The organism is Bacillus sp. FSL R10-2780 (assembly GCF_038006125.1).
Lineage (GTDB): Bacteria > Bacillota > Bacilli > Bacillales > Bacillaceae_G > Bacillus_A > Bacillus_A cereus_U.
In genome coordinates this window covers 1,590,421-1,613,172 of sequence record NZ_JBBOUQ010000001.1, presented here as the reverse complement: position 1 = coordinate 1,613,172, position 22,752 = coordinate 1,590,421, and the positions used below count along the sequence as shown (strand labels likewise).

The following is a 22,752-nucleotide window of genomic DNA, read 5'->3' as shown; positions in this document are numbered from 1 at the left end:
TATATTATGAAAAAAGTGGGGACTGCATTATTAACGACATTATTCATTTTTTCATCTTTCACATCGGCAAATGCCGAAGAGAAAAAAGATAAGAAAGCATTTATTGATGTGGCAGCTGCGACGTTATGGACCGCACCAGATTCGCTTCGGCCAATCGATGCACCGAGTGCAACAAATCCAGTTGATTTGTGGAAGTGGACGAAATCAATGACACTTGATGAGAAGCTTTGGTTAACGAGTGCAAATAAATTAGAAACGCAAGCGCTACTCGGTCAAGAGGTAACGGTTGTTGATAAGAAAGGTGACTGGGTGAAAGTGTTAGTCCATGGTCAGCCAACACCACGAAACGAAGTAGGTTACCCGGGGTGGATGCCCGAAAAACAATTAACGTATAATCAGGAATTTGCAGATAAAACAAACGAACCTTTTGTATTAGTAACGAAACCGACAGCAATTGTATATATTAACCCTTCTGAAAAACATAAATCGCTTGAAGTCAGCTATAATACGCGTTTACCGCTATTAAGTGAAGATACGATCTCATACCGCGTATTGTTGCCAAATGGTCAGAAGGCGTGGCTACGGAAAAATGATGGAACGGTTCACCGTTCTCAAAATGATATTTCTATGCCAACAGCTGATGATTTAATAAACACCGGCAAGATGTTTTTAGGCTTACCGTATATATGGGCTGGTACAAGTGGATTTGGTTTTGATTGCTCTGGATTTACACATACGATTTATAAATCACATGGCATTACCATACCGAGGGATTCTGGGCCACAATCAAAAGCAGGAATTGCGGTTGATAAAGAAAACCTACAAAAGGGCGATTTAATATTCTTTGCACATAATCAAGGAAAAGGTAGTGTTCATCACGTTGGAATGTATATTGGTGATGGAAATATGATTCACTCTCCAAAAGCTGAAAGATCGGTAGAAATTATACCGCTAAATACACCAGGATATATAGAAGAATACGCTGGTTCTCGTCGTTACTTACCTTAAAAAATAGAGGGGGTTTTGAAATGAAAAAGGTAGTTCGCTATTCATTAGTTAGTACTCTATTAGTTTCTTCATTTTTAGTTGGCTGTGCAAAAGAAAAAACAACTACAAAGCCGAAAGATGAGAAGAAAGTATTACAGCTACTAGAAACGGGTGAAATTCCATCATTAAATTCAGGGAAAGTAACAGACGCCGTATCGTTTAACGTTTTGAATAACGTAATGGAAGGGTTATTCCGTTTATCGAAAAATGATGAAGTGATCCAGGCTGGGGCACAGAAATATGAAGTGAGTAAAGACGGAAAGACTTATACATTCCACTTACGTGATGCGAAATGGTCTAACGGCGATCCAGTAACAGCTCATGATTACGTATATGCTTGGAAGCAACTTATTAATCCAGATACTGCCTCTCAATATGCATATATTGCGTACGATGTGAAAAATGCGGAAAAGATAAATAAGAAACAATTAGGATTAGAAGAATTAGGTGTGAAAGCAAAAGATGATAAAACGTTTGTTGTGGAATTAGAACATCCAGTACCGTATTTTACAAAACTACTTATTTTACCGTCGTTCTATCCAATTAATGAAAAGTTTGCGAAAGAGCAAGGTGATAAATACGGTTTAGAGGCAAATAAAGCGGTGTATAATGGGCCATTTACGTTGTCGGAGTGGAAGCACGAAGCAAGTTTTACAATGAAGAAAAACGATAAATATTGGGATAAAAAAGAAGTGAAGTTAGATGAAGTAAACTATCAAGTTGTTAAAGAAATTTCAACGGCGGTAAATTTATATGAAACAGATAAAGTTGATAGAGCTGTCATTTCTACAGAATTCGTAGATAAATATAAAAATAATAAAGAACTGAAACAATATACAGATCCGGTTATGTATTTCTTCCGTTTCAATGAAAATGTACCGATTCTTAAAAATAAAAACGCACGTCTTGCACTTAGCACAGTTTTTGATAAGAAGGGACTTGCGACTTCATTTTTAAATGATGGATCGGTAGCTGCGAACTACTACGTTCCGAAAGGATTTTTAAAGGGCCCAGATAAGAAAGATTTTAGAGATACGGCTGGAGAGTTTAATAAGACGAACGTAAAACAGGCGAAGGAATATTGGGAAAAAGCAAAGCAAGAGACGGGAACAAATGAAGTAACGTTAGAATTCTTAAACTATGACTTAGAAAACTTTAAAAAAGTAGGAGAGTATATTAAAGAAGAGCTTGAGAAAAACTTACCAGGGCTAAAAGTAAATGTGAAATTACAACCCCATACTCAAAAACTAGCGCTAGAGAAGAAAAAAGAATATGAAATGTCGTTATCACGCTGGTTACCTGATTATCCAGATCCAATGACTTACTTAGAAGTATTCCTTTCGGGAAGTACTGTCAATAATACAGGATATGCAAATCCAGAATATGATGCGTTAATTAAAAAGATTAAAACAGAATTAGGTAATGATGAAAAAGCTCGTTGGAAGGCATTGCAAGATGCGGAAAAAATGCTCCTTGATGATGCAGTAATCGCACCAGTATTCCAGCGCGGATTATCTTACTTACAAAAACCATACGTGAAAGATTTATACGTACATCAATTTGGCCCAGCAACAAGCTTGAAATGGGCAGACATACAAAAGTAAAGAAAGAGGAAAAACAGACTTCACGTATGTGATAGTCTGTTTTTTCTTATAGCTTCCAATGAATTATAGACATTTTATATATTTTTTCACTGTTTAAAAATAAAATTATTACTAAATTTCCAGTGTGAAATATATGTAGAATCTTGTATAATTAACGTGTTTCTTTGGAAACATTTTCTTGCGCTATTTGTATAGGACTTAATAGAGCAAGGGAGGAAATACATACATGTATATAATAGATAAATAGAATGGAACATGTATAGAGAAAAAGGAGAGAAATGATGACGTGTCATAAACAAGGGTTACAATTTATTCGTAATAGAAAGAGGAATAAACGATGAAGATGAAGCATGCTTTTGGTCCAATTATTATAGCGTGTCTACTCTTTTTCATTGTTCTGCTTATCCCATCTAAAAGTTTAGTATCACTTATTAGCGATAAGAAAGTTGAAGATGCGGCAACTTCCTTGCAAAAAGAGAAATTACAAAGTATTTTCTTGCAACAGAAAATGTTAGAGAATTCGCAGTACTTACCGATGTATGGTTCATCAGAGTTTTTACGAATGGATGCATATCATCCGTCTAACTATTTTAAAGTAAATCCAGCTGGCTTTACACCATTTTTAATCGGGACTGGCGGTACGCAAAGTTTGGCTCATATATTAAATATGACGTCAACAATGGATGAATTAGAAGGTAAAAAGGTAGTGTTTGTTCTTTCACCACAATGGTTTACAAAAACTGGTGTATCACAAGGGGATTTTTTAAATAATTTTTCTAAACAACAAGCATATCATTTTATTTTTAATGATGAAATAAATCCTGATATGAAGAAGAAAATTGCGAAACGTTTACTAGATTATAAAGTAGTTCGTAAGGATGCGATATTAAGTAGCTCACTAGAAAGTATTGTGTATAACGATACAAAACATAACATAAAGGCTGGACTAGCTAAACCGTTAGCATACATGTACCGGAATATTTTAGATCATAGAGATCTATTTAACTCTCTATTTAAAATCGAACCGATGAAAGAGAAAACAAATATGGGATTACGTTCACTTTCTTGGGAAGATGCACGTAAACATGCGGAACAAGAAGGTAAAGTAGGATCCACAACAAATACATTCGGAATTGAAAATCCATATTACTATAAACATAATTTAAAGAAAAAATTAAAAGGTTTAAAAAACTTTAGAGCAAATGAATCGTATGATGATTCACCAGAATATGATGACTTACAAATTGTTTTAGATCTTTTCAAAGAAAAAAATGTAAAACCACTCTTTATTTCTGTGCCTGTAAACGGACCGTGGTATGATTACGCTGGTTTCCCAAAAGAACGCCGTGATGTGTATTATAACAAGGTTCGCGATCAAGTCGAAAAAGCAGGATACCCAGTAGTTGATTTTTCTAGCCATGAATATGATAAGTATTTCTTAAAAGATACAATTCATTTAGGCTGGAAAGGCTGGATCTATTTTGATGAAGCAGTGCAGAAGTTTTACTCTGAAAAATAATGTATAAACAATGGAAACAGGAATGGCGATAAAGCCGTTCCTGTTTTTTAATATAAAGGATTTTGGTGCGGGCAATTTGGAAAGGCGTGTATATCTTGAATTTGTCTAAAATCATAATGTTTCATTGCAAATTGAGCTTGGTAAAGGTATTCGTAAACAAATAATTGATTATTTTGTACACCGCATAAAACGCCGGAAGTTCCTTGTCCATTCATGAAGGAAATGCCAATAGGGCGTCCGATTAAGTATGGTACTTTTTGATGCCAATGCATAGGGGAATCACTCCTTTTGAGTTACTATACGAAGTTACAAATGAATTGTAACTTATCCAAGTAAATCTTAAACTGGAGGGTTTTAATGAAATGTCTAGAAATCATTAATATGAATGAATTATTAGTGTGGAAGAGGAGTGCATTATGGAGAAAGAAAGGATTCTGGAAGAAAAGATAAGTCTAATAGAATGGTGCCAAACATTGAATGGAATATCGGAGGATATATGGTTTCCACCATTTAAAAAAGGTTCATGGGCAATTGCGGATGTAATTTCACATTTTATCGTTTGGGATGAGTTTTTAATGAAGTATAGAATTCCATATTTTATAAGTGGACAATCTGTACCTAACGTTCCAACAGATGTTGAGGAAATGAATAAGGGTGCAATAAAATATGCAAGGTCTGGTATTTCAAAAGAAGAACTAATAGATCAATTTAGCTTTACTCGTAAACAGTTAGTTGATCAAATTAACCAAATTTCCGCCCGGAATTTTAAAGATGACTACCAATTCGGCACGAAAAGAGTGAGATTAAACGATTATTTTTCATCACTCATTCAACATGATTTAAAACATAAAGAAGAAATAATGCAATTTATAATATATAAACAAGCCTATAATAAAAAACCGCTATAATTCTAAATGAATTTATAGCGGTTTTATTATAATCTTAAGCAAGCTGTTTACGTTTTTTTGTCCACTTTTTTATTACGAAATATAAAAGAATAAGTACGACGCCACCGACAGCGAACGATTTCACATACGGTCCAGCAATTTCATTAATATTCTCCCAGTTTTCACCTAGTTTTTCACCTAGATAAATGAAAATGATAGACCAAGGGATTATCGCAAGTGCTGTTAACGTAGTGAAACGTAGTAATGGCATTTTTGTGATACCAGCAGGAATTGAAATCGCATGACGCGCTACCGGAATGAAGCGCGCTGTGAAAATTACGCCAGTTCCGTAACGATTAAACCAATCTTCAGCAGCATCCATTTGTTTTTTATGTATGAAAATATACTTACCGTAACGTTCTAATACAGGGCGACCACCATATCGACCAATCCAGTAAACAAAGATTTGGGCAATAACACCGCCAATTGTACCGAATATAACTGCACCTACAAATGAGATACTACCATTGAATACTAAGTATCCAGCATAAGCTAGGACGATCTCACTTGGGATAATTTCAATCATAAGTCCAAGCATTATGCCCCAATAACCTAATCCTTCAAAAAATGTTAATACTGAATGAATAAAACTACTTAACATTGTTGCACCTTCTAGTTCATGGATTTTTGAATATAGTGAACCTTTTGTTTAACAACATAAAAGGTTCACTATGTGTAAATTATACCTTATTTACATAGGGGATTGCTATTTCAATACTTTTTATCTCTCGTATTTATAATAAAGGAAATAAATTGAGTTTTCATGAAGAGATAATGAAAGGAGTATTAAAAAATCCTCATTTTCTATGTGGTAAAAATAGGGAGGAGGGTTTGCTATTCCTAGTTGCAACATCGATATTTCATATACTATCTTTTATAAATACAAAAAGAGGAGCCTAAACTATGGCTCCTCTTTTTACGGTTTCACATCTAAATTTTGTAAAAACAATGTTGCTGAAACATAACGTTTCGCTAGCATTTGTACATATGCGGTATGTACAGATAGGGTAGCAATAATAATAGCGTTACGAATTGCTTCGCGTTGTTCGTTATTAATTTGATCAAACTTGCTTGCAATTTTATCAGCTTTTTCTTTTACAATATTTTCGATCGTATGAATGGTATCTGTTGCATTTAGTTGTAAGCAGTTCCCTTGATTCAGTTCTTCAAATAAAGAAGAATAAGCTACATATAAATGAACAGGGTTAATTAAATCATCACTTCGATCGGCCGGGTCATTTACGATGAGTCGTAATAGTTTACGAATAGATTCAAAATCAAGTGCTGTTTTTAAATCTTCGACGATGAATAGTAAGGCTGCTTGTTCGATTGAGTATTTCTTCCCTTTTTGAGGGGAGCCAATCATTTCTTTTATATCTCGTTTCACCCAGTTTTGCATAGCAGTTACAGAGAAACTTGTGTTTTCAATCTGATTACCAAGCGCAACTATTTCATTTAAAGAAAAACCGACATCCGTATCATCGATTTTAATTAATTTTTCAAAAATAGGTGAAAGTGCGGTTGTAATAAAAGCTGTAACGCTTTGTCCGCTTTCAATATCTTTTTTATGTGACTTTGCCCAAGCTTCTTGTAAAATGCTAAGAGGCTTTTTCGGATTCCATCCTCTAAGTGATAGAAGGAGCGTTGCCATTTCGTTTCGTGTGAGATGAAATGTTTCCATCTTTTCACCTCCAAAATTATAAAAAGTTCTTATGAACTTATAATATGTTTTGTTTCATTTAAAGTCAATTCCGTTTTTCTTAATTTTTCCTTTGTTATGGAATTATTGTCGATAGTAAATAATACTTGCATATTTCGACAAAAGTTCATATAATGAGTTCATAAGAACCTTTAAAAAGGTTTTAAAATAAATCTATCATTCTTGTTTTAAAAGAAAGGTAGATTTCACATATATCTATATAAAAGGAGAATGGATATAATATGTTGAAAAAACTTGTAGCAGTAATGACAGCATTCATGGTTATCTTTGGGGCTAGTAGCTTTATGTTCGTAAATCACGCGGAAGCGAAAAGTTACAAATCTGGTAAAAAATCATATACACCAAGTTCTGGTCAAAATTCAAAAGTTGATTTAAACAAAAAAGATTCTAATGTAAATTCACAAAAAACGACAACAGATTCAAAAACAAAAGCAACAAACACAGCACCAAAAAGTAATAAAGGTGGCTTTATGAAAGGTTTATTACTAGGTGGTCTTGGTGGTTTACTAATGGGTAGCTTATTTGCAAATATGGGAGCTCTTGGTTCTGTATTAGCGTTTATGGTAAATATGTTAGTAATGGCTGGTATTGTAATGTTAGCAGTTCGTGCATTTAAATACTTCAAGGATCAACGTAAGAAAAAGGCAGATGAAGTAGCATGGAAACAATAAAAATTTCTGAACAAGAGCTTATAAATGCGCTTTGTATATATATCGCTGAAAAAAGACAAGTTGGTCCAGAAGAAGTTTCAGTTGAACTAATGTATGATGATGACTACGGTTTCTCTGCAGAAGTAGAGGTAAATGGTCGCCAGCAAATATTAATTCAAGCGAACTTAATCGAAGCACTACGCTTACTACTTGATCGAGAATACAACGTCAATTCATTTGCAGCAAGATTGCAACTTGAATTAGATGATGAAGAAGGTATTTACGCATTAGCGAAATTTAATAACTCAGATGAGTAGTGAAAAGAGCTGTTGAGAGTAATCTCAGCAACTCTTTTTAGTATGTGCATATGTAGAAGAATAATCATACCAAAGTTCATTCATCTTCCGTCTACCAACATCAATCATTGGATTAAATTGAATCGCTGCTTTTTGACGAACAGAGTGAACGTTTTGCATTGCTTGTTGTAATTGTTGGTCGACTACGTCACGTTTCTCACTTGCATGTTTAGCAATAGATAGACCCGCGACAGCTCCTTGCGCCATTGCGATTTTTCCGCTTTCAATTCCCGTAATATTTCCAGCTACAAATAAACCTGGAAGAGGGGTTTCCATTTCTTCTGAATGAAGTGGAACATGTCCGCCTAATTCCGGAATGTAATGGAAAGGGCATCCCGCTACAGCGGCAAGCTCAGCAAGAGGGTATAAACCTCCGGCAATACAAACGAAGTCAGCCTCATATATCTTTTCTGATCCATTAATAATATTTCCTTTAGAATCAATATTAGCCACACGGACACCTTCAACTTGATCCGTTCCGATAATTTCAAGCGCAGCTTTACGAAGATGAAGCGGCGTCCCGTTTATTTTCATTCCGCTATTTGGATAGAAGGTTAATCCAGCTTTTCGAATCCAATCATATTTCATAAAACGGCTACCTAAACGCAGAAAAGCAGAAGGAGCGAGGTGAGCTGCATTTAAAAGAGAGTTCAAAACTTCTTCTGGTTCACCAGCCTTTTGGCTTAACTCACTTTTTTCAGGAAGTACAATATGTTCTACTTTAATTCCAGCTAATTGTAATTCATTTAAAATGGCGAAAGACAAAATGTTAGCGCCAATTATGATTCCTTTTTTTCCAACTTGCACGCGGTGAACATTTGTCATAACTTGAGCTGCTCCAATTGACATAACTCCTGGAAGTGTCCAGCCAGGAAGGGGAATAGAATACTCAGCAGCCCCAGTAGCAATTAGTACGAACGGTGCTTCTAACGTACCGATATTTGTATGCACGAACCAAGAACTTTCATCTTTATCTAAATTATAGACGGAAACACCGCACCGAATATCGACTGAAAGGGATTTTGCTTCTTCGTGAAGGCGTTTGGATTCTTCTATTCCGTTCCACCATTCCCCAGTAGGCTCTTGATGCAACTGTCCTAACAATCTCCCGCCCGGCTTCATAAATTCATCAATAACAAGTACGTTAAGTCCAAAACGTGCACAAGAGATGGAAGCTGATAATCCTGCTGGTCCTGCGCCAATAATAATTACATCGATCATCGCTTTTTCACCATCTCTCTCACGATATTTGGATGCTGTTTTCCGCTTTCAACAACCATATCGTTTTCTACAACCGTTAAGCATGCTCGTACGTTTGTTTGATTGTTTACAGTCACACGGCATTCAGAACAATGCCCGATATTACAATAAATACCTCGTGGCGTCCCGCTATCTTCATGGACTCTTAACGTTCTTATTCCGTTTGCAAGTAGAGCGGCCGCTATCGTTTCATGTTCATATGCTTCATATTGTTGACCATTAAATTGAAAATTGATACGCTGACTACTATTTAAACTACCTAAAATAGGGTGATGTGTAATTCTACTCATTGATTGTCACCTACTGCTCCAAAAGTAACTGCACGCACTGGCGGTTGATATTTTAATGGAATTTCATTTTGGGATATGTTAGGATTTGCATTTTCTACCATTCGTTCTATCGTCATTCTACATGTTCTGCCGCCGCAAAAACCCATACCAGCACGTGTTCTTAGTTTTAACTCACGAGCTGAGCAATTATATTCAGCAATTGTCGATTGAAGTTGTCCGTATGTAACTTCTTCACAACGACAAACAATTAAATTCTCTTTATTCGTCATATGTATTCCTCCTCTAGTTCGGTTTACACAAATTATTATGCAATAACTATGCCAACATAGAGGAGGAGAAGGGGTTATTGTAACCCAAGCCTTTTTAAGCGGTTATATAAAGTGGCCCTCGTTACCCCGAGTTGTTTCGCACATTCTAATTTATTACCATCTAAAATGCGTAAAGCTCTTTCAATTACCTTTTTCTCGTGCTCATCCATTTCTTCTTGTAAAGAAAGAATCATATTATTATTGCTGAGTAATAGGGAATGAGATGTTTTGTTCTCTAAAGTATCATTTGTATGAAACAGTAAATATTCTTGTTTTATAATGCCGTCTGTCGCAAATACGACGAGTCTTTCAACTACGTTGCGGAGCTCGCGAATATTACCGGGCCAATTGTAATGAAGCAGTTCATGCATAATGCTTGAAGGTAAGTCACGAATAGGCCTGTTATAGTTTATTGAAAAATCGTTTAAGAAGGAGTAGGTTAATTCGATAATATCCTCTCGTCTTTCGCGCAGTGGCGGAATGTGCAAGCTAACTACATTTAAGCGATAGTATAAATCTTCCCGGAAAGTTCCTTTTCTCATTTCTTCTTGTAAATCACGATTTGTAGCAGCGATAATGCGGAAATCGATATTAATTTCTTTTTCTCCACCAACTCGGTAATACTTTCGTTCTTGCAGTACACGCAAAAGTTTCACTTGCATATCGAGAGGCATTTCTCCAATCTCATCAAGGAATAAAGTACCGCCTTGCGCGAGCTCTATTTTCCCTTTCTTCCCTTTACTATTTGCACCAGAAAAGGCTCCACGTTCGTAACCAAATAATTCACTTTCAAATAACGCTTCAGGAATTGCACCGCAGTTAATTGAAATAAACGGGGCATTCGCTGTCTCACTTGCTTCATGAATTGCTTTCGCAAACACTTCTTTTCCAACTCCGCTTTCGCCGAGTATTAAAACCGTGGATTTCACTGAACAAACCTTTCTAGCTAATTGAATCGTTCGTTGTATAACAGGGCTTTTTCCATTCATCGCAAGGAAAGGATCGGATGTATCTTTATATTTTGCTACTTCTTGTTCTAATCGGTGCATTTCATGCGACATATTAAATAGTTTTTCATTCAAAGCGACTTGATTTGTAACATCAGTTTCAGAAACGACTGCTCCTATAATTTCATTGTTACAATAAACTGGATTTGAATTAATTAATACGAACAAATCCGGACGAGGCTGATGGAACTGGGCGATTATGCTTTTTCCGTCATGTAATGATTGTAAAATTTCTAAATCTTTATAATCAAAAAAACGTGTAATCGGTTGTCCGATAATTTCGTTATGTTTGACTGAAAAGATTTTTTCAGCGCCATCTGTCCACGTACGAACGCATTCTTTCTCATCAATGACGGTAACAGAAGAATCAGTCGTTTGAATGACAGTGTTATAAAAAGCTAGCAGATCATTGTAAGACTTATAAAGAAATGGAATCATTTGTTGAGCAGTTACACAGCATATAGGATCTAGATTTTCGTTCACAATTACAACTGCCGAATTGTTAGAAAAAGCTTCGATTAACGTAGTGAAAGAGTCCTCTTCATAAATAACTGCGCAACTACATTCTTCAGTAGATGAAGGAAGGTAATAAAAATTTTTACCTTCCTGTTTCATGTGCTGAATGGTGCTTGTACGATCAATTGATAAAATTTTTATAAACTCTTTTATTGTTGGAAATGAAAATGTCATAGTGTCCTCCTGGTATGTATAAAAATTTAGACAGTGATAAAGAAATAATACACCTATTTACGATAAATTTAAAATATTTTTACAAATAAAAATTATTTCATATAAATAGTTCTGTATGTAGAGTTGGCACACCAATTGCATAAATAAAAAGTGAGAGATTTAGGAGAAAGGAGGAGTGCTATATATGAGGCACTGTGACGTTTTAATAATAGGCGGTGGAATTATAGGATGTTCTATCGCTTATTACACTTCAAAATACGGAAGAGACGTAACGATCATTGAAAAAGGAGAATTTGTCAGTGGAACGTCTTCACGGTGTGACGGGAATATTTTAGCGATTGATAAAGACCCAGGGTTTGATAGCCAAATGTCGTTAGTAAGTCAAAAATTAGTAACAGAACTAAGTGAAGAGTTGGAGCACTCATTTGAATATAGGGCGCCAGGAAGCATTCTCGTTTGTGAATCAGACGAAGAAATGGAGGCAGCACAGCAATGGGTAAATCGTCAAAAAGAAGCTGGATTACCGTTTCGAATGCTTGATAGGCAAGATATAAAAGAAGAATCACCATTTTTTGCAGATGATTTATTGGGTGGTTTAGAATGCGCAACTGATTCGACTGTAAATCCATATCTTCTTGCTTTTTCACTTCTTGCAGAATCGAAGAAATTTGGTACAAAAGCTTTTAATCATACAGAAGTGAAAGAAATAAAAAGAGATATAGACGGTTCCTTTATTGTAGAAACGACAAATGGAACGTTTACTGCGAAACAAGTTGTGAACGCAGCCGGTGTGTGGGCTCCTAAAATCGGACAGATGTTAGATGTGAATATACCAATCGAACCGAGAAAAGGGCATATTATTGTAGCTTCAAGGCAACAACACGTAGGTTGCCGTAAAGTAATGGAATTTGGTTATTTGATTTCTAAATTTGGTGGAAAACGAAAAGTGGATGCTTTAACTGAAAAGTACGGGGTGGCACTTGTATTTGAACCGACAGAAAGCCAAAATTTTTTAATTGGTAGTAGTAGAGAGTTTGTAGGCTTTCATACGAGGATAAATAACGAGGTTATTAAATGTATTGCGAACAGAGCGATTCGTTTTTATCCGAAAATGGCAGATATGATGGTGATTCGCTCATATGCTGGATTACGCCCGTGGACAGAAGATCATTTGCCAATCATTTCACGAGTGGAACATATTCCGAATTATTTTATTGCAGCAGGACATGAAGGTGATGGAATTAGTCTTGCAGCAGTAACCGGGAAAGTAATTGAAGAGTTATTAAATGACAAAGAAACAATCATTCCTATTGAACAACTTCGTTTGAGTCGTTTTACAGAAAGGGTGTTAAACGGATGAGGTCACAAAGAGTCTTTACGACGATTGATACACATACGGGCGGGAATCCAACGAGGACATTAATTAGCGGACTTCCTAAGTTAATTGGAGAGACGATGGCAGAGAAGATGTTACATATGAAAAAGGAGTATGACTGGATTCGGAAATTGTTAATGAATGAGCCACGTGGTCATGATGTAATGTCAGGAGCGCTATTAACAGATCCGTGTCATCCTGAAGCTGATATAGGTGTTATATACATAGAGACAGGTGGATACTTGCCGATGTGTGGCCACGATACAATTGGTGTATGTACAGCTTTAGTTGAATCAGGTTTAATTCCGGTAGTTGAACCGGTCACTTCTTTAAAGTTAGACACGCCAGCTGGCTTAGTTGAAGTAGATATTTCTGTTCAAGATGGGAAAGCGAAAGAAGTCTCCTTCTGTAACATACCAGCTTTTTTACTGAAAAATATTTCTGTACACGTCGAAGAAGTTGGAACTGTAGAGGCTGATATTGCGTATGGAGGGAATTTTTATGCCATTATCGATGCGAAGTCAGTAGGTCTAGAGTTAGTACCAGAAAACGCATCTACAATCATTGATAAGGCGATTCATATTAGAAATACAATTAATGAGAAGTTTGAAATCATTCATCCAGAGTATTCGTTTATAAGAGGATTAACACATATTGAATTTTACACAGATCCTACTCATGAAAGTGCGCATGTGAAAAATACAGTTGTTGTTCCACCAGGGGGAATTGATCGATCTCCATGTGGTACAGGAACATCAGCGAAGTTAGCTGTATTATACGCTCATAAAAAAATCGACATTGATGAAGAATTCGTTCATGAGAGTATTGTAGGTTCTCTATTTAAAGGGTGTGTCATGAATACAACATATGTCGAAAATATTGAAGCTGTAGTAACGAAAATTACGGGATCCGCTTGGCTTATGGGTATGCATAGATTTTTTTACAATGAAAAGGATCCACTTAAAGAAGGATTTTTGCTAATTCCGCCGATGGAACATGAAACGGAGGATGTAAAATGAACATTCAAAAAATGTATACAGCAGTAGACGTACACGTAAATGGCGAGGCATTTCGTGTAATGAAAGACGTACCATGCAAATACTACTACAGTTTGGAGCAATTAAACGAACAATTTTCAGGTGAATTAGCAGAAGAAATGAAGCTTTTATTAAATGAACCACGTGGTTTTATCGGTTTAAATGGATGTATTGTCGTTCCTTCTATTCATAATGAAGTGGATGCAGCTGTATTGTTTTTTAATCATGAAGGATCTATTCCTCTTCATTACGGAGGTATTGTCGCAGTAATAACGATGTTACTAGAAAGCGGGTATTTAAAAAAGAGAGAGTCTAATCAATACAAAATCGAAACGCTATCTGGAATATTTTCAGTGGATGCATATGTAGAGAATGATGAAGTTGTATCTGTTTCGTTTGAAAGCAAACTATGTTATATGATTGAGAAAAATTTAAAGGTTGGTAATATAAGTTACTCTCTCATACAGGCAGATAAAGTATATGCAGTTGTAGAAAAGGATACGTATTCGCCAGAAATCAGTATTGAAAACATCTCTAAATTAAAAAAATGGGGTGAAGCTACACTTCAATCTATACAAAAACAGTCATTAATAAAAAGACTTATTTTAGTAGATTCTATGCAAAAAGAAAAGAACCATATAAAGTCGATTACATTTCATGAAGATAACTTTATAGTACGTTCGCCGGGTTTTGTTTCTACTATTGTGTCTTATGTTCATACATTATTTAAAAATGATTATATAGCGGATAAACCTTTTAGAAATGAAAGTATTTTTAATAGCTTTATAACAGTAGAAAAAGTGAAGAAAGAAGAACTCGGATACATTTTTCGATTTGAAAGTAGAGGGTTTATTACAGGTATGCAAACATTTATATTAGATCCTACTGATCCGTTTCCAACAGGTTTCTTATTAAAATAATATGTTAAAGGGAGAGATAAAGATGCAAAAAATTAAAGGGGCATTTCCAGTATTAATAACACCGATGGATGAATTTCAAGAGATTGATTGGAAAGGCGTAAAACAAAACGTAAACTACTTTATTGAGCAAAAGGTAGCTGGAATTATTATTAATGGAAGTACGGGGGAATTTGTTAGTTTATCAAAAGAAGAACGATTTAACATGGTAGAAACAGTATTAAAAGAAGTTGATGGCCGTATTCCAGTTATTGTTGGAACTGCTGCGGAGACGACGAAAGAAACGATTGAATATACGAAACATGCAGAAGCGCACGGAGCAGATTGTGCATTAATTATAAACTCGTATTATTGTAAACCGAAAGAAGAGGAAATCTATTTTCATTTTAAAGAAATCTCAAACGCTGTAAATATACCAATTATGCTATATAATAACCCATTTACTTCTGGTGTTGATATGAGTACAGAGCTAATGCTCCGTATTGGAAAAGAATGTGAAAATGTTACACATATTAAAGAATCTAGCGGAGATATTCGAAAAGCGAGAGATTTAGTAAGACAAGGCGAAGGTGCTTTTCAAGTCTTCTGTGGGTCTGAAGATTTAGTTATGGAATCTTATTTAGTTGGTGCCTCGGGATGGGTTTCGGTAGCAGGAAATATCGTTCCAGGTCTCGTTACGAAAATGTATGAGCATTTTCAAAATGGTGAATTAGAAAAAGCGTGGGAAATGAACGATGCTATTTTACCACTTTGCGAGTTTCTTGAAGGATCAGGGAAATATGTACAAATCGTTAAACGTTCAATGGAACTACACGGGCAAGTTGGCGGACCTTCTCGTTATCCGAGATTAGGATTAACTGAAGAGGAAGATCAAAAGCTTCAAACGATTTTATCAAAAATTGCAGCTCATGCAGCTGTTTAAACACGGAGGAGAGCATATATGTTAACGACAAACATTGAGTTGAAACCAAAAGTGAAAGCGTTTTTAAATGAAGAAATTAAAATGTTTATTAATGGCGAATTTGTTCCTTCTATTAGTGGAAAGACATTTGAAACATACAATCCAGCGACAGAAGATGTGCTAGCCGTCGTATGTGAAGCACAAGAAGAAGATATTGATATCGCAGTAAAAGCGGCGAGATTTGCTTTTGAATCAGGCCCGTGGGCAGAGATGACTACTGCTGAAAGAGCACATCTTATTTATAAATTAGCAGATTTAATTGAAGAGCATAGAGAAGAATTAGCACAGCTAGAAGCTTTAGACAATGGAAAACCATATCAAGTAGCACTGGATGATGATATTTCAGCAACTGTAGAAAATTATCGTTATTACGCGGGATGGGCTACAAAAATTATCGGGCAAACAATTCCGATTTCAAAAGATTATTTAAATTACACACGCCATGAACCGGTTGGTGTTGTAGGTCAAATTATTCCATGGAATTTTCCGCTCGTTATGTCTTCTTGGAAAATGGGAGCCGCTCTTGCGACAGGTTGTACGATTGTATTAAAACCAGCAGAGCAAACACCTTTATCTTTACTATATACAGCGAAGCTTTTTAAAGAAGCTGGTTTTCCAAACGGTGTTGTAAACTTTGTACCAGGTTTCGGCCAAGAAGCAGGAGCTGCAATTGTAAACCATCATGATATTGATAAAGTAGCTTTCACAGGTTCAACAGTTACAGGGAAATATATTATGCGTCAATCTGCAGAAACAATTAAACATGTAACACTAGAACTTGGTGGTAAGTCACCAAACATCATTTTAGAAGATGCTGACTTAGAAGAAGCGATTAACGGTGCGTTCCAAGGAATTATGTATAATCATGGTCAAAATTGTAGCGCAGGATCTCGAGTTTTCGTTCATCGAAAGCACTATGAAACAGTCGTAAATGAACTTGTAAAAATGGCAAATGAAGTGAAGCTTGGGGCAGGTATGGAGGCGGAAACTGAAATGGGACCGCTCGTATCTAAAAAACAACAAGAGCGTGTGCTAAATTACATTGAACAAGGAAAAGCTGAAGGTGCTACTGTTGCAGCTGGCGGTGAACGTGCATTTGAAAAAGGTTATTTTGTACAGCCAACCGTATTCACAAATGTTACTGATGATATGACAATTGTTAAGGAAGAAATCTTTGGACCAGTTGTCGTTGTACTTCCATTTGATTCGACAGAAGAAGTAATTGAAAGAGCGAATCGCTCTTCATATGGGCTTGCTGCGGGTGTATGGACACAAAATATTAAAACAGGGCATCAAGTTGCCAATAAATTAAAGGCAGGAACAGTGTGGATTAATGATTATAACTTAGAAAATGCTGCTGCACCATTTGGTGGATATAAGCAATCTGGTGTTGGACGGGAATTAGGTTCATACGCCCTTGATAACTATACAGAAGTGAAAAGTGTTTGGGTAAATATTAAGTGATACTCTATTCAGTCGGGAGTCTTTTCATCCCTGCTGAATAGTAGTTGAACCAATCAGGCATTTACGGGTAGGTGATTTTCCACCTTACTTCCTTTGTGTTCAACGCATGAGGTGGGAATCATACTACCCACAAATAGCGGGATAAAAGAATGATGAAATATAGTAAGAGATGCGGACAACTGGTAGGTAGGATAAAGGTTGTCCTTTTTCTTATATATAAAATTGCTTTTTCAAAAGAATTATAAGGGGGATTTGGATGGAGAAATTAGTAGAATGGTTAGTAGGGCAAGTATGGAGTATTGGTTTAGTTGTTTTTGCATTAGGAGCAGGAGTGTATTTTACAATTGCAACTCGTTTTTTACAAATTCGTTATTTTAAAGAGATGATTAAACTATTATTTGAAGGAAAGAGCTCAGAGACTGGGATATCATCCTTTCAAGCATTTTGTTTGGCGTTATCAGGTAGGGTTGGAATAGGGAATATCGCAGGGGTCGCGACAGCTATCGCTTTTGGCGGACCTGGAGCTGTATTTTGGATGTGGATGATGGCTCTATTAGGAGCGGCTAGTGCATTTGTTGAATCAACATTAGCACAAGTATATAAAAGTAAAGTAGGAAATGAATACCGCGGTGGTACACCATATTTCATTGAAAAAGGTTTGAAAATGAAATGGTTTGCGGTCATTGTAGCAGTGGTTGTAACACTTTCATATGGCGTTTTATTACCAGGGATTCAATCAAGTAGTATCGCGGTTGGATTTGAAAACTCTTCTGGCATTAGTAAATATATAACTGGTATATTTTTAGTTGTATTATTGGCAGCGATTATTTTTGGTGGAGTAAAGAGAATTGCAGGCGTTTCACAAATGTTAGTTCCATTTATGGCAATTGGGTATGTAATTGTTACATGTATCGTATTAATTGCGAATGTAACGGAAATTCCAAGTATGTTTGCTTTAATTTTCTCAAGTGCATTTGGTGTAAATGAAATGTTTGGAGGAATCGTTGGGGCAGCTATTGCATGGGGAGTAAAGCGTGCAGTATTTTCAAACGTTGCGGGTGTAGGAGAAGCAACATATAGTTCTGCAGCTGCTGAAGTATCACACCCTGCAAAACAAGGGTTAGTTCAAGCGTTTTCTGTATATATCGATACAATTGTAGTATGTACAGCAACAGCTCTCATGATTTTAATAACAGGTATGTATAATGTTATACCTGAAGGGAAAAGCGCTATTGTACAGAATATAGGAAATGTGGAAGCAGGTCCAATTTATACACAACAAGCAGTTGAAACTGTTATGACTGGATTTGGTCCAATATTCATTTCAATCGCAATCTTCTTCTTCGCATTTACAACTTTACTCGCTTACTACTATATCGCTGAAACGACGCTTACTTATTTAGATGGTGGGCTCAAATATAGCTGGTTAAAACCAGTATTAAAAATTGGATTTTTAATTATGGTATACATCGGTAGTGTAGAATCAGCTTCGTTTTTATGGAACCTCGGAGATTTAGGAATTGGTAGTATGGCATGGTTAAACCTTATAGCAATCCTATTGTTAAGCAAAACTGCATTAAAAGTGTTAAAAGATTATGAAACGCAGAAAAAAGAAGGAAAAGATCCTGTTTTTGATCCTAAAAAAGTAGGAATTGAAGGTTTAACGATTTGGGAAGAGCGGAGTAAAGAGGTTGAAAGGAAAAATTCTAAAGAAAAAGTATCGGCGGATGATAGTGTTAAATTTTAAACATGCAAATTTCTAGTATTAAAAAACTGAAAATTCAATCTTTAATCAAGGTTATATATGGTCCTTGTTTGGTCGTAAACAAAAAGGCTGATCTTAGTAAAGTGATTTTAGAAGCTTGTTGTGTTTTAGCTGCAATTTCAGGAGAACTGAAAAGTGCTAAGCAATGATTTTAGTGCAAGAGTGTATGGTGGAATTGAAAAATCAAATTCATTAAACATGAGAAAGCTCTCCTTAAAATAAGCTTGTAAGGAGAGCTTTTTATTTTAGCCTAATTTTTTTGAAAGAGTTTCAGTTGTTTCATATAATCGATAGCTTTTGTTTTATTACTTTGTGCAGAAACATATTGTGCCTCATTTATATCTCTATAATAATTATTAAATATTTCTTCAGAAAGAATTCCGTCAGAGAGAGCTTTTTGAACTGCACAGTGTGGTTCATTAGTATGCGAACAGTTAGAAAATTTACATCTCCTAGATATACTTACTATATCTTCATATCCAAAATCAAAGTTATCTTTATGTTCTATCAAGTCAAATCCCATTTTACTAATAATTTATCCCTCCACTTTTCAAAGAGTTTTTTAGAATCATAAATACAAATTCTATCGTTTTTAAGTTTCGTTTATTTTAATATTCTATATTTTTATAAATCGATTTCTCTACATCAGGGAGAAGTGTGTATATATTCTTACCGATTAAAGATTCTAATTCATTCTTAATTGTGTAGAATCCCTTCCAATGTAAAGAGGTATGAGAGGTTGTTCCATGTCGTAAACCAACTGAAATCAATCTTTTTTCAAGAGTAGTAAAGCCTTCCGCATCAGCAAGTGCATCACAAAGGGTAATAACCTTATTGTATAAGTCGTAGTCACTATTTTCATTCAATATTTCAATTAACCGGCTTTCCATATAATCGGGAACAAGGCTCCACTCCGCTGCGATATCTATATGCTCATTTTTGCAAGGAAATGAATGTGTCACACATATAATGGCGTTTCCTGTATATCCTAAATCATTCATATACATATAACCATCATAGGAATGAATAACAGATTTAGTAAAACCTTTATATCTTCCTATATCATGCAGGAGGGCAGCATTGTATGCTATGTCAGCATCTAGGTCGTATCCATTATTAATAAGTTCTACAACTATCTTTTCAGTTGCAAGGGCAACATTACGTGAATGTTCGAACCACGGACCTGGGTTTTGTTCATATGCCCAATCCAGCAATTCTCTTGCATATTTCCTATCTAATATATATTTCATATAGTTATCCTTTCTCTAAAAAATCATATTTTAAATAATTTCATCTTAGTATTTCATTATTCCTGCTTTAAAAATTGCTACAATGAAACAAAAGGGGGAAAAGGAATGCGAAGTATAGTAATTGAAGAACTTAAGCAACTAGAAAATGATATTGAAGAGCTTTCTGAACTGTTGAAAACTGTAGTAGATGATGGAGCGTCAATAGGTTTTTTACCTCCACTAGAAGAAAAAGAAGCAGCGAAGTATTGGCAAACTGTATTAGCACCAGAAGTGATATTGTATGTTGCTAAAATAAACAATGAAGTGACAGGCAGTGTTCAACTACATCTAGTTACAAAGCCGAACGGGATCCATAGAGCCGAAATTTGTAAGTTAATGACTCATCCAAACTTTAGACGTAACGGTATTGGACGTTCACTTATGCAAAAAGCAGAGGAACGAGCAAAGCAAGAAAACAGGACTCTTTTAGTATTAGATACTAGAGAAGGAGATCCTTCCAATAGATTGTATAAGTCATTAGACTATCAAGAATCCGGTAAAATACCAGGGTATGCAATTTCTCCAAATGGTGGGTTAGATGCAACGGTAATTTATTACAAAATGATTTAGTTTTTTATTTGAAAAGGGAGATAATTTCAAACGACATATTTGTTATTATGTCTGTGTGTTGATTTATAAAAAAGATTGATAATTTAAAATAAAGTTTGATAAAACCCTGTAACTTCATCTGGAATGTTCAATTAAAGAGCCAGTTTGTAGAAGGTTTTAATAGGTTTTTTAGAGTTATTATTTAAATAGGGATTTTGAAGTCTTTGGTGAGTATTAAATGTTAATCTAAAAGATGGAGGGTGTTGTGATGTTAAAACTGTTTCAATATAACTGGCAAGTTCGTGATGAGTGGTTTACATTGTGCGAAGACATGCCGGATGAAGAACTATTAAAGAAACGGGTCGGTGGGTTCGGCAGTATCCTGCATACTCTATTTCACATTGTAGATGTGGAATATATGTGGATATTAGGTTTGCGCGGTGAACCAGTGCCTGAGGAGCCGTTGTTTGAAGAATATGCCAGCTTGCAAAAAGTGAAAAATCTTTCAGCTCAATACCACGAGAAGGTGAAGCCATTTGTGACCTCTTGGACAAATGAAATGGATTCTCGGAAACTTTCAGAAATTGATTTCAATGAAAAACCGATTAGCTCTAGAGACACACCAATTAGGCGCCGAGCCATTGAATGTACACACGGAGAGATAATACGTCATGTCATTGTCCACGAAATCCACCATATCGGCCAGTTATCTATATGGGCACGTGAAATAGGAAAGGAGCCTGTTTCCGCAAATTTGAGAGGAAGAGGGCTATTCGATAATTAGACGGACTTTGTCAATTTCACATTTAACAACGTAGTGCAAGTACCACCTTTATTTTAAGAAAAGATAACCTTTGACCATCTAAATTATTTTAGAGGGTCTTTTTTTGTGAAAACGATGAAAAATATAGAAGAAACTGCAATTATTTATAAAAAAATGTGTCTAAAATATTGTCATATTTGCTTCTTTAAGATATCCTTTTCATGAAGAGGTGGAAATCATGGAAAAAGTACTAGTTTTCGGGCATAAAAACCCAGATACAGATGCAATTTGTTCTGCGATTGCTTATGCAGAATTGAAAAAAGAATTAGGAATGAATGCTGAGCCTGTACGTTTAGGCGAAATCAGCGGTGAAACTCAATTTGCGTTAGATCATTTTAAAGTAGAAGGACCGCGTTTTGTTGAGACAGTAGCAAACGAAGTGGACAACATTATTTTAGTTGACCATAATGAGCGTCAACAAAGTGCTAACGATATCGAATCTGTTCGTGTGTTAGAAGTTATTGACCATCACCGTATTGCTAACTTTGAAACAAGCGATCCTATTTACTATCGTTGTGAGCCAGTTGGATGTACAGCTACAATCTTAAACAAAATGTACAAAGAAAACGGCGTTGCAATTCGTAAAGAAGTTGCAGGTTTAATGTTATCTGCAATTATTTCAGATTCTTTACTATTCAAATCTCCAACTTGCACAGAACAAGACGTAGCAGCAGCTCGTGAATTAGCGGAAATCGCTGGTGTAGATGCAGATAGCTACGGCTTAGAAATGTTAAAAGCTGGTGCTGACTTAAGCGGAAAAACAATGGAGCAATTAATCTCTCTTGACGCTAAAGAATTCCAAATGGGTAACGCGAAAGTTGAAATCGCACAAGTAAACGCTGTTGATACAAACGACGTTCTTGTACACCAAGCGGAACTTGAAAAAGTTATCTCTGCAGTAGTAGAAGAAAAAGGTTTAGACCTATTCTTATTCGTTGTAACTGACATCTTAACTAACGATTCTGTTGGTCTTGCGATCGGTAAAGAAGCAAACGTTGTTGAGAAAGCATACAACGTAACATTACAAAACAACACAGCTACTTTAAAGGGTGTTGTATCTCGTAAAAAACAAATCGTTCCTGTATTAACAGAAACATTCCAAGCTTAATAATATTGAGTACGGATAAACAGAAAGGACAAGTAGTCAGATTGGCTGCTTGTCTTTTTTTATTAT

Annotated in this window: 23 protein-coding genes and 1 pseudogene; 15 read left to right on the top strand and 9 right to left on the bottom strand. The window is 35.6% G+C overall.

Going from position 1 to position 22,752, the window contains the following annotated elements; genetic code table 11:
- Positions 1 to 6: 6 nt before the first annotated feature.
- The 3 genes from NSQ47_RS08405 to dltD all read left to right on the top strand — a co-directional run bounded on the left by NSQ47_RS08405 (position 7) and on the right by dltD (position 4,170).
- Positions 7 to 1,008 carry a C40 family peptidase gene (locus tag NSQ47_RS08405; RefSeq protein WP_341036620.1) on the top strand — a complete coding sequence of 334 codons (1,002 nt, stop codon included), beginning with the start codon at positions 7 to 9 and terminating at the stop codon, positions 1,006 to 1,008.
- Between the two features lie 20 nt (positions 1,009 to 1,028).
- Positions 1,029 to 2,651: a peptide ABC transporter substrate-binding protein gene (locus tag NSQ47_RS08400; RefSeq protein ID WP_341036618.1), complete on the top strand. Its 1,623-nt coding sequence runs from the start codon at positions 1,029 to 1,031 to the stop codon at positions 2,649 to 2,651.
- Positions 2,652 to 2,988: 337 nt separating this feature from the next.
- On the top strand, positions 2,989 to 4,170 hold the full coding sequence (gene dltD / locus NSQ47_RS08395; RefSeq protein WP_215578745.1) for a D-alanyl-lipoteichoic acid biosynthesis protein DltD: 1,182 nt from the start codon (positions 2,989 to 2,991) through the stop codon (positions 4,168 to 4,170).
- A 47-nt stretch (positions 4,171 to 4,217) separates the two neighbouring features.
- Here the strand turns inward: dltD and NSQ47_RS08390 are convergent, their stop codons facing one another.
- The gene (locus NSQ47_RS08390; protein WP_002110344.1) at positions 4,218 to 4,442 is read right to left on the bottom strand and encodes a hypothetical protein; all 225 of its coding nucleotides are present in this window, start codon (positions 4,440 to 4,442) and stop codon (positions 4,218 to 4,220) included.
- Between the two features lie 144 nt (positions 4,443 to 4,586).
- On the opposite strand from NSQ47_RS08390, the pseudogene NSQ47_RS08385 reads away from it, so the two are divergent.
- Positions 4,587 to 5,088 (top strand): annotated as a pseudogene (locus tag NSQ47_RS08385) (DinB family protein).
- Positions 5,089 to 5,112: 24 nt separating this feature from the next.
- Here NSQ47_RS08385 and NSQ47_RS08380 read toward each other — a convergent pair.
- Positions 5,113 to 5,718, bottom strand: coding sequence for a DedA family protein (locus tag NSQ47_RS08380; RefSeq protein ID WP_002110341.1), 606 nt, complete (start codon positions 5,716 to 5,718; stop codon positions 5,113 to 5,115).
- Between the two features lie 315 nt (positions 5,719 to 6,033).
- Positions 6,034 to 6,798 (bottom strand): DUF1836 domain-containing protein, encoded by a 765-nt coding sequence (locus NSQ47_RS08375; RefSeq protein WP_002110340.1) that lies wholly within the window; start codon positions 6,796 to 6,798, stop codon positions 6,034 to 6,036.
- A 260-nt stretch (positions 6,799 to 7,058) separates the two neighbouring features.
- Here NSQ47_RS08375 and NSQ47_RS08370 point away from each other — a divergent pair, with 260 nt between their 5' ends.
- Both NSQ47_RS08370 and NSQ47_RS08365 read left to right on the top strand, forming a co-directional pair.
- Positions 7,059 to 7,508 carry a hypothetical protein gene (locus NSQ47_RS08370; protein ID WP_002012966.1) on the top strand — a complete coding sequence of 150 codons (450 nt, stop codon included), beginning with the start codon at positions 7,059 to 7,061 and terminating at the stop codon, positions 7,506 to 7,508.
- A complete protein-coding gene (locus tag NSQ47_RS08365) occupies positions 7,496 to 7,804 on the top strand; it encodes a YxcD family protein (RefSeq protein WP_002110338.1) in 309 nt (102 codons plus the stop codon). Before NSQ47_RS08370 ends, NSQ47_RS08365 begins: the two co-directional genes overlap by 13 nt.
- Before the next feature lie 24 nt (positions 7,805 to 7,828).
- On the opposite strand, the gene NSQ47_RS08360 is transcribed toward NSQ47_RS08365, so the two are convergent.
- From NSQ47_RS08360 to NSQ47_RS08345, 4 genes are all read right to left on the bottom strand, one after another.
- Complete coding sequence (locus tag NSQ47_RS08360; RefSeq protein ID WP_215597780.1) at positions 7,829 to 9,064, bottom strand: NAD(P)/FAD-dependent oxidoreductase; 1,236 nt, start codon at positions 9,062 to 9,064, stop codon at positions 7,829 to 7,831.
- Positions 9,061 to 9,393 carry a 2Fe-2S iron-sulfur cluster-binding protein gene (locus NSQ47_RS08355; protein ID WP_199673674.1) on the bottom strand — a complete coding sequence of 111 codons (333 nt, stop codon included), beginning with the start codon at positions 9,391 to 9,393 and terminating at the stop codon, positions 9,061 to 9,063. Before NSQ47_RS08355 ends, NSQ47_RS08360 begins: the two co-directional genes overlap by 4 nt.
- Positions 9,390 to 9,662, bottom strand: a complete 273-nt coding sequence (locus NSQ47_RS08350) for a (2Fe-2S)-binding protein (protein WP_002012972.1) — start codon at positions 9,660 to 9,662, stop codon at positions 9,390 to 9,392. Before NSQ47_RS08350 ends, NSQ47_RS08355 begins: the two co-directional genes overlap by 4 nt.
- Before the next feature lie 74 nt (positions 9,663 to 9,736).
- Complete coding sequence (locus tag NSQ47_RS08345; RefSeq protein ID WP_341036615.1) at positions 9,737 to 11,398, bottom strand: sigma-54 interaction domain-containing protein; 1,662 nt, start codon at positions 11,396 to 11,398, stop codon at positions 9,737 to 9,739.
- Positions 11,399 to 11,582: 184 nt separating this feature from the next.
- Here NSQ47_RS08345 and NSQ47_RS08340 point away from each other — a divergent pair, with 184 nt between their 5' ends.
- The 6 genes from NSQ47_RS08340 to NSQ47_RS08315 all read left to right on the top strand — a co-directional run bounded on the left by NSQ47_RS08340 (position 11,583) and on the right by NSQ47_RS08315 (position 18,899).
- Positions 11,583 to 12,758, top strand: a complete 1,176-nt coding sequence (locus NSQ47_RS08340) for an NAD(P)/FAD-dependent oxidoreductase (protein ID WP_204210033.1) — start codon at positions 11,583 to 11,585, stop codon at positions 12,756 to 12,758.
- On the top strand, positions 12,755 to 13,792 hold the full coding sequence (locus tag NSQ47_RS08335) for a proline racemase family protein (protein WP_078182060.1): 1,038 nt from the start codon (positions 12,755 to 12,757) through the stop codon (positions 13,790 to 13,792). Before NSQ47_RS08340 ends, NSQ47_RS08335 begins: the two co-directional genes overlap by 4 nt.
- Positions 13,789 to 14,730 (top strand): proline racemase family protein, encoded by a 942-nt coding sequence (locus tag NSQ47_RS08330; RefSeq protein ID WP_002161489.1) that lies wholly within the window; start codon positions 13,789 to 13,791, stop codon positions 14,728 to 14,730. Before NSQ47_RS08335 ends, NSQ47_RS08330 begins: the two co-directional genes overlap by 4 nt.
- A 22-nt stretch (positions 14,731 to 14,752) precedes the next feature.
- Positions 14,753 to 15,649, top strand: a complete 897-nt coding sequence (gene dapA / locus NSQ47_RS08325; RefSeq protein ID WP_098498402.1) for a 4-hydroxy-tetrahydrodipicolinate synthase — start codon at positions 14,753 to 14,755, stop codon at positions 15,647 to 15,649.
- 18 nt (positions 15,650 to 15,667) lie between these two features.
- Positions 15,668 to 17,152, top strand: a complete 1,485-nt coding sequence (locus tag NSQ47_RS08320; RefSeq protein ID WP_002110322.1) for an aldehyde dehydrogenase family protein — start codon at positions 15,668 to 15,670, stop codon at positions 17,150 to 17,152.
- Positions 17,153 to 17,408: 256 nt separating this feature from the next.
- The gene (locus NSQ47_RS08315; protein ID WP_341036611.1) at positions 17,409 to 18,899 is read left to right on the top strand and encodes an alanine/glycine:cation symporter family protein; all 1,491 of its coding nucleotides are present in this window, start codon (positions 17,409 to 17,411) and stop codon (positions 18,897 to 18,899) included.
- Between the two features lie 268 nt (positions 18,900 to 19,167).
- Here NSQ47_RS08315 and NSQ47_RS08310 read toward each other — a convergent pair whose 3' ends face one another.
- Positions 19,168 to 19,440: a hypothetical protein gene (locus NSQ47_RS08310; RefSeq protein WP_002200231.1), complete on the bottom strand. Its 273-nt coding sequence runs from the start codon at positions 19,438 to 19,440 to the stop codon at positions 19,168 to 19,170.
- A gap of 85 nt (positions 19,441 to 19,525) precedes the next feature.
- Positions 19,526 to 20,167 (bottom strand): HD domain-containing protein, encoded by a 642-nt coding sequence (locus NSQ47_RS08305; protein ID WP_215578730.1) that lies wholly within the window; start codon positions 20,165 to 20,167, stop codon positions 19,526 to 19,528.
- 105 nt (positions 20,168 to 20,272) lie between these two features.
- On the opposite strand from NSQ47_RS08305, the gene NSQ47_RS08300 reads away from it, so the two are divergent.
- The 3 genes from NSQ47_RS08300 (at position 20,273) to ppaC (ending at position 22,686) form a co-directional block, all read left to right on the top strand.
- Positions 20,273 to 20,776 carry a GNAT family N-acetyltransferase gene (locus NSQ47_RS08300; RefSeq protein ID WP_215578728.1) on the top strand — a complete coding sequence of 168 codons (504 nt, stop codon included), beginning with the start codon at positions 20,273 to 20,275 and terminating at the stop codon, positions 20,774 to 20,776.
- Between the two features lie 247 nt (positions 20,777 to 21,023).
- Positions 21,024 to 21,539, top strand: a complete 516-nt coding sequence (locus NSQ47_RS08295) for a DinB family protein (RefSeq protein ID WP_215582091.1) — start codon at positions 21,024 to 21,026, stop codon at positions 21,537 to 21,539.
- Between the two features lie 217 nt (positions 21,540 to 21,756).
- A complete protein-coding gene (gene ppaC / locus NSQ47_RS08290; RefSeq protein ID WP_215578726.1) occupies positions 21,757 to 22,686 on the top strand; it encodes a manganese-dependent inorganic pyrophosphatase in 930 nt (309 codons plus the stop codon).
- Positions 22,687 to 22,752 lie beyond the last annotated feature (66 nt).

Excerpts from the sequence above, each read along its gene's own strand:
- NSQ47_RS08370 (WP_002012966.1), top strand. The coding sequence starts at position 7,059 with ATGTTGAAAAAACTTGTAGCAGTAATGACAGCATTCATGGTTATCTTT.
- NSQ47_RS08375 (WP_002110340.1), bottom strand. The coding sequence starts at position 6,798 with ATGGAAACATTTCATCTCACACGAAACGAAATGGCAACGCTCCTTCTA.
- NSQ47_RS08330 (WP_002161489.1), top strand. The coding sequence starts at position 13,789 with ATGAACATTCAAAAAATGTATACAGCAGTAGACGTACACGTAAATGGC.
- NSQ47_RS08400 (WP_341036618.1), top strand. The coding sequence starts at position 1,029 with ATGAAAAAGGTAGTTCGCTATTCATTAGTTAGTACTCTATTAGTTTCT.
- dltD (WP_215578745.1), top strand. The coding sequence starts at position 2,989 with ATGAAGATGAAGCATGCTTTTGGTCCAATTATTATAGCGTGTCTACTC.
- NSQ47_RS08315 (WP_341036611.1), top strand. The coding sequence starts at position 17,409 with ATGGAGAAATTAGTAGAATGGTTAGTAGGGCAAGTATGGAGTATTGGT.
- NSQ47_RS08320 (WP_002110322.1), top strand. The coding sequence starts at position 15,668 with ATGTTAACGACAAACATTGAGTTGAAACCAAAAGTGAAAGCGTTTTTA.
- NSQ47_RS08355 (WP_199673674.1), bottom strand. The coding sequence starts at position 9,393 with ATGAGTAGAATTACACATCACCCTATTTTAGGTAGTTTAAATAGTAGT.
- NSQ47_RS08305 (WP_215578730.1), bottom strand. The coding sequence starts at position 20,167 with ATGAAATATATATTAGATAGGAAATATGCAAGAGAATTGCTGGATTGG.
- NSQ47_RS08405 (WP_341036620.1), top strand. The coding sequence starts at position 7 with ATGAAAAAAGTGGGGACTGCATTATTAACGACATTATTCATTTTTTCA.
- NSQ47_RS08345 (WP_341036615.1), bottom strand. The coding sequence starts at position 11,398 with ATGACATTTTCATTTCCAACAATAAAAGAGTTTATAAAAATTTTATCA.
- dapA (WP_098498402.1), top strand. The coding sequence starts at position 14,753 with ATGCAAAAAATTAAAGGGGCATTTCCAGTATTAATAACACCGATGGAT.
- NSQ47_RS08365 (WP_002110338.1), top strand. The coding sequence starts at position 7,496 with ATGGAAACAATAAAAATTTCTGAACAAGAGCTTATAAATGCGCTTTGT.
- NSQ47_RS08300 (WP_215578728.1), top strand. The coding sequence starts at position 20,273 with ATGCGAAGTATAGTAATTGAAGAACTTAAGCAACTAGAAAATGATATT.
- NSQ47_RS08360 (WP_215597780.1), bottom strand. The coding sequence starts at position 9,064 with ATGATCGATGTAATTATTATTGGCGCAGGACCAGCAGGATTATCAGCT.
- NSQ47_RS08310 (WP_002200231.1), bottom strand. The coding sequence starts at position 19,440 with ATGGGATTTGACTTGATAGAACATAAAGATAACTTTGATTTTGGATAT.
- NSQ47_RS08335 (WP_078182060.1), top strand. The coding sequence starts at position 12,755 with ATGAGGTCACAAAGAGTCTTTACGACGATTGATACACATACGGGCGGG.
- NSQ47_RS08350 (WP_002012972.1), bottom strand. The coding sequence starts at position 9,662 with ATGACGAATAAAGAGAATTTAATTGTTTGTCGTTGTGAAGAAGTTACA.
- NSQ47_RS08340 (WP_204210033.1), top strand. The coding sequence starts at position 11,583 with ATGAGGCACTGTGACGTTTTAATAATAGGCGGTGGAATTATAGGATGT.
- ppaC (WP_215578726.1), top strand. The coding sequence starts at position 21,757 with ATGGAAAAAGTACTAGTTTTCGGGCATAAAAACCCAGATACAGATGCA.
- NSQ47_RS08295 (WP_215582091.1), top strand. The coding sequence starts at position 21,024 with ATGTTAAAACTGTTTCAATATAACTGGCAAGTTCGTGATGAGTGGTTT.
- NSQ47_RS08380 (WP_002110341.1), bottom strand. The coding sequence starts at position 5,718 with ATGTTAAGTAGTTTTATTCATTCAGTATTAACATTTTTTGAAGGATTA.
- NSQ47_RS08390 (WP_002110344.1), bottom strand. The coding sequence starts at position 4,442 with ATGCATTGGCATCAAAAAGTACCATACTTAATCGGACGCCCTATTGGC.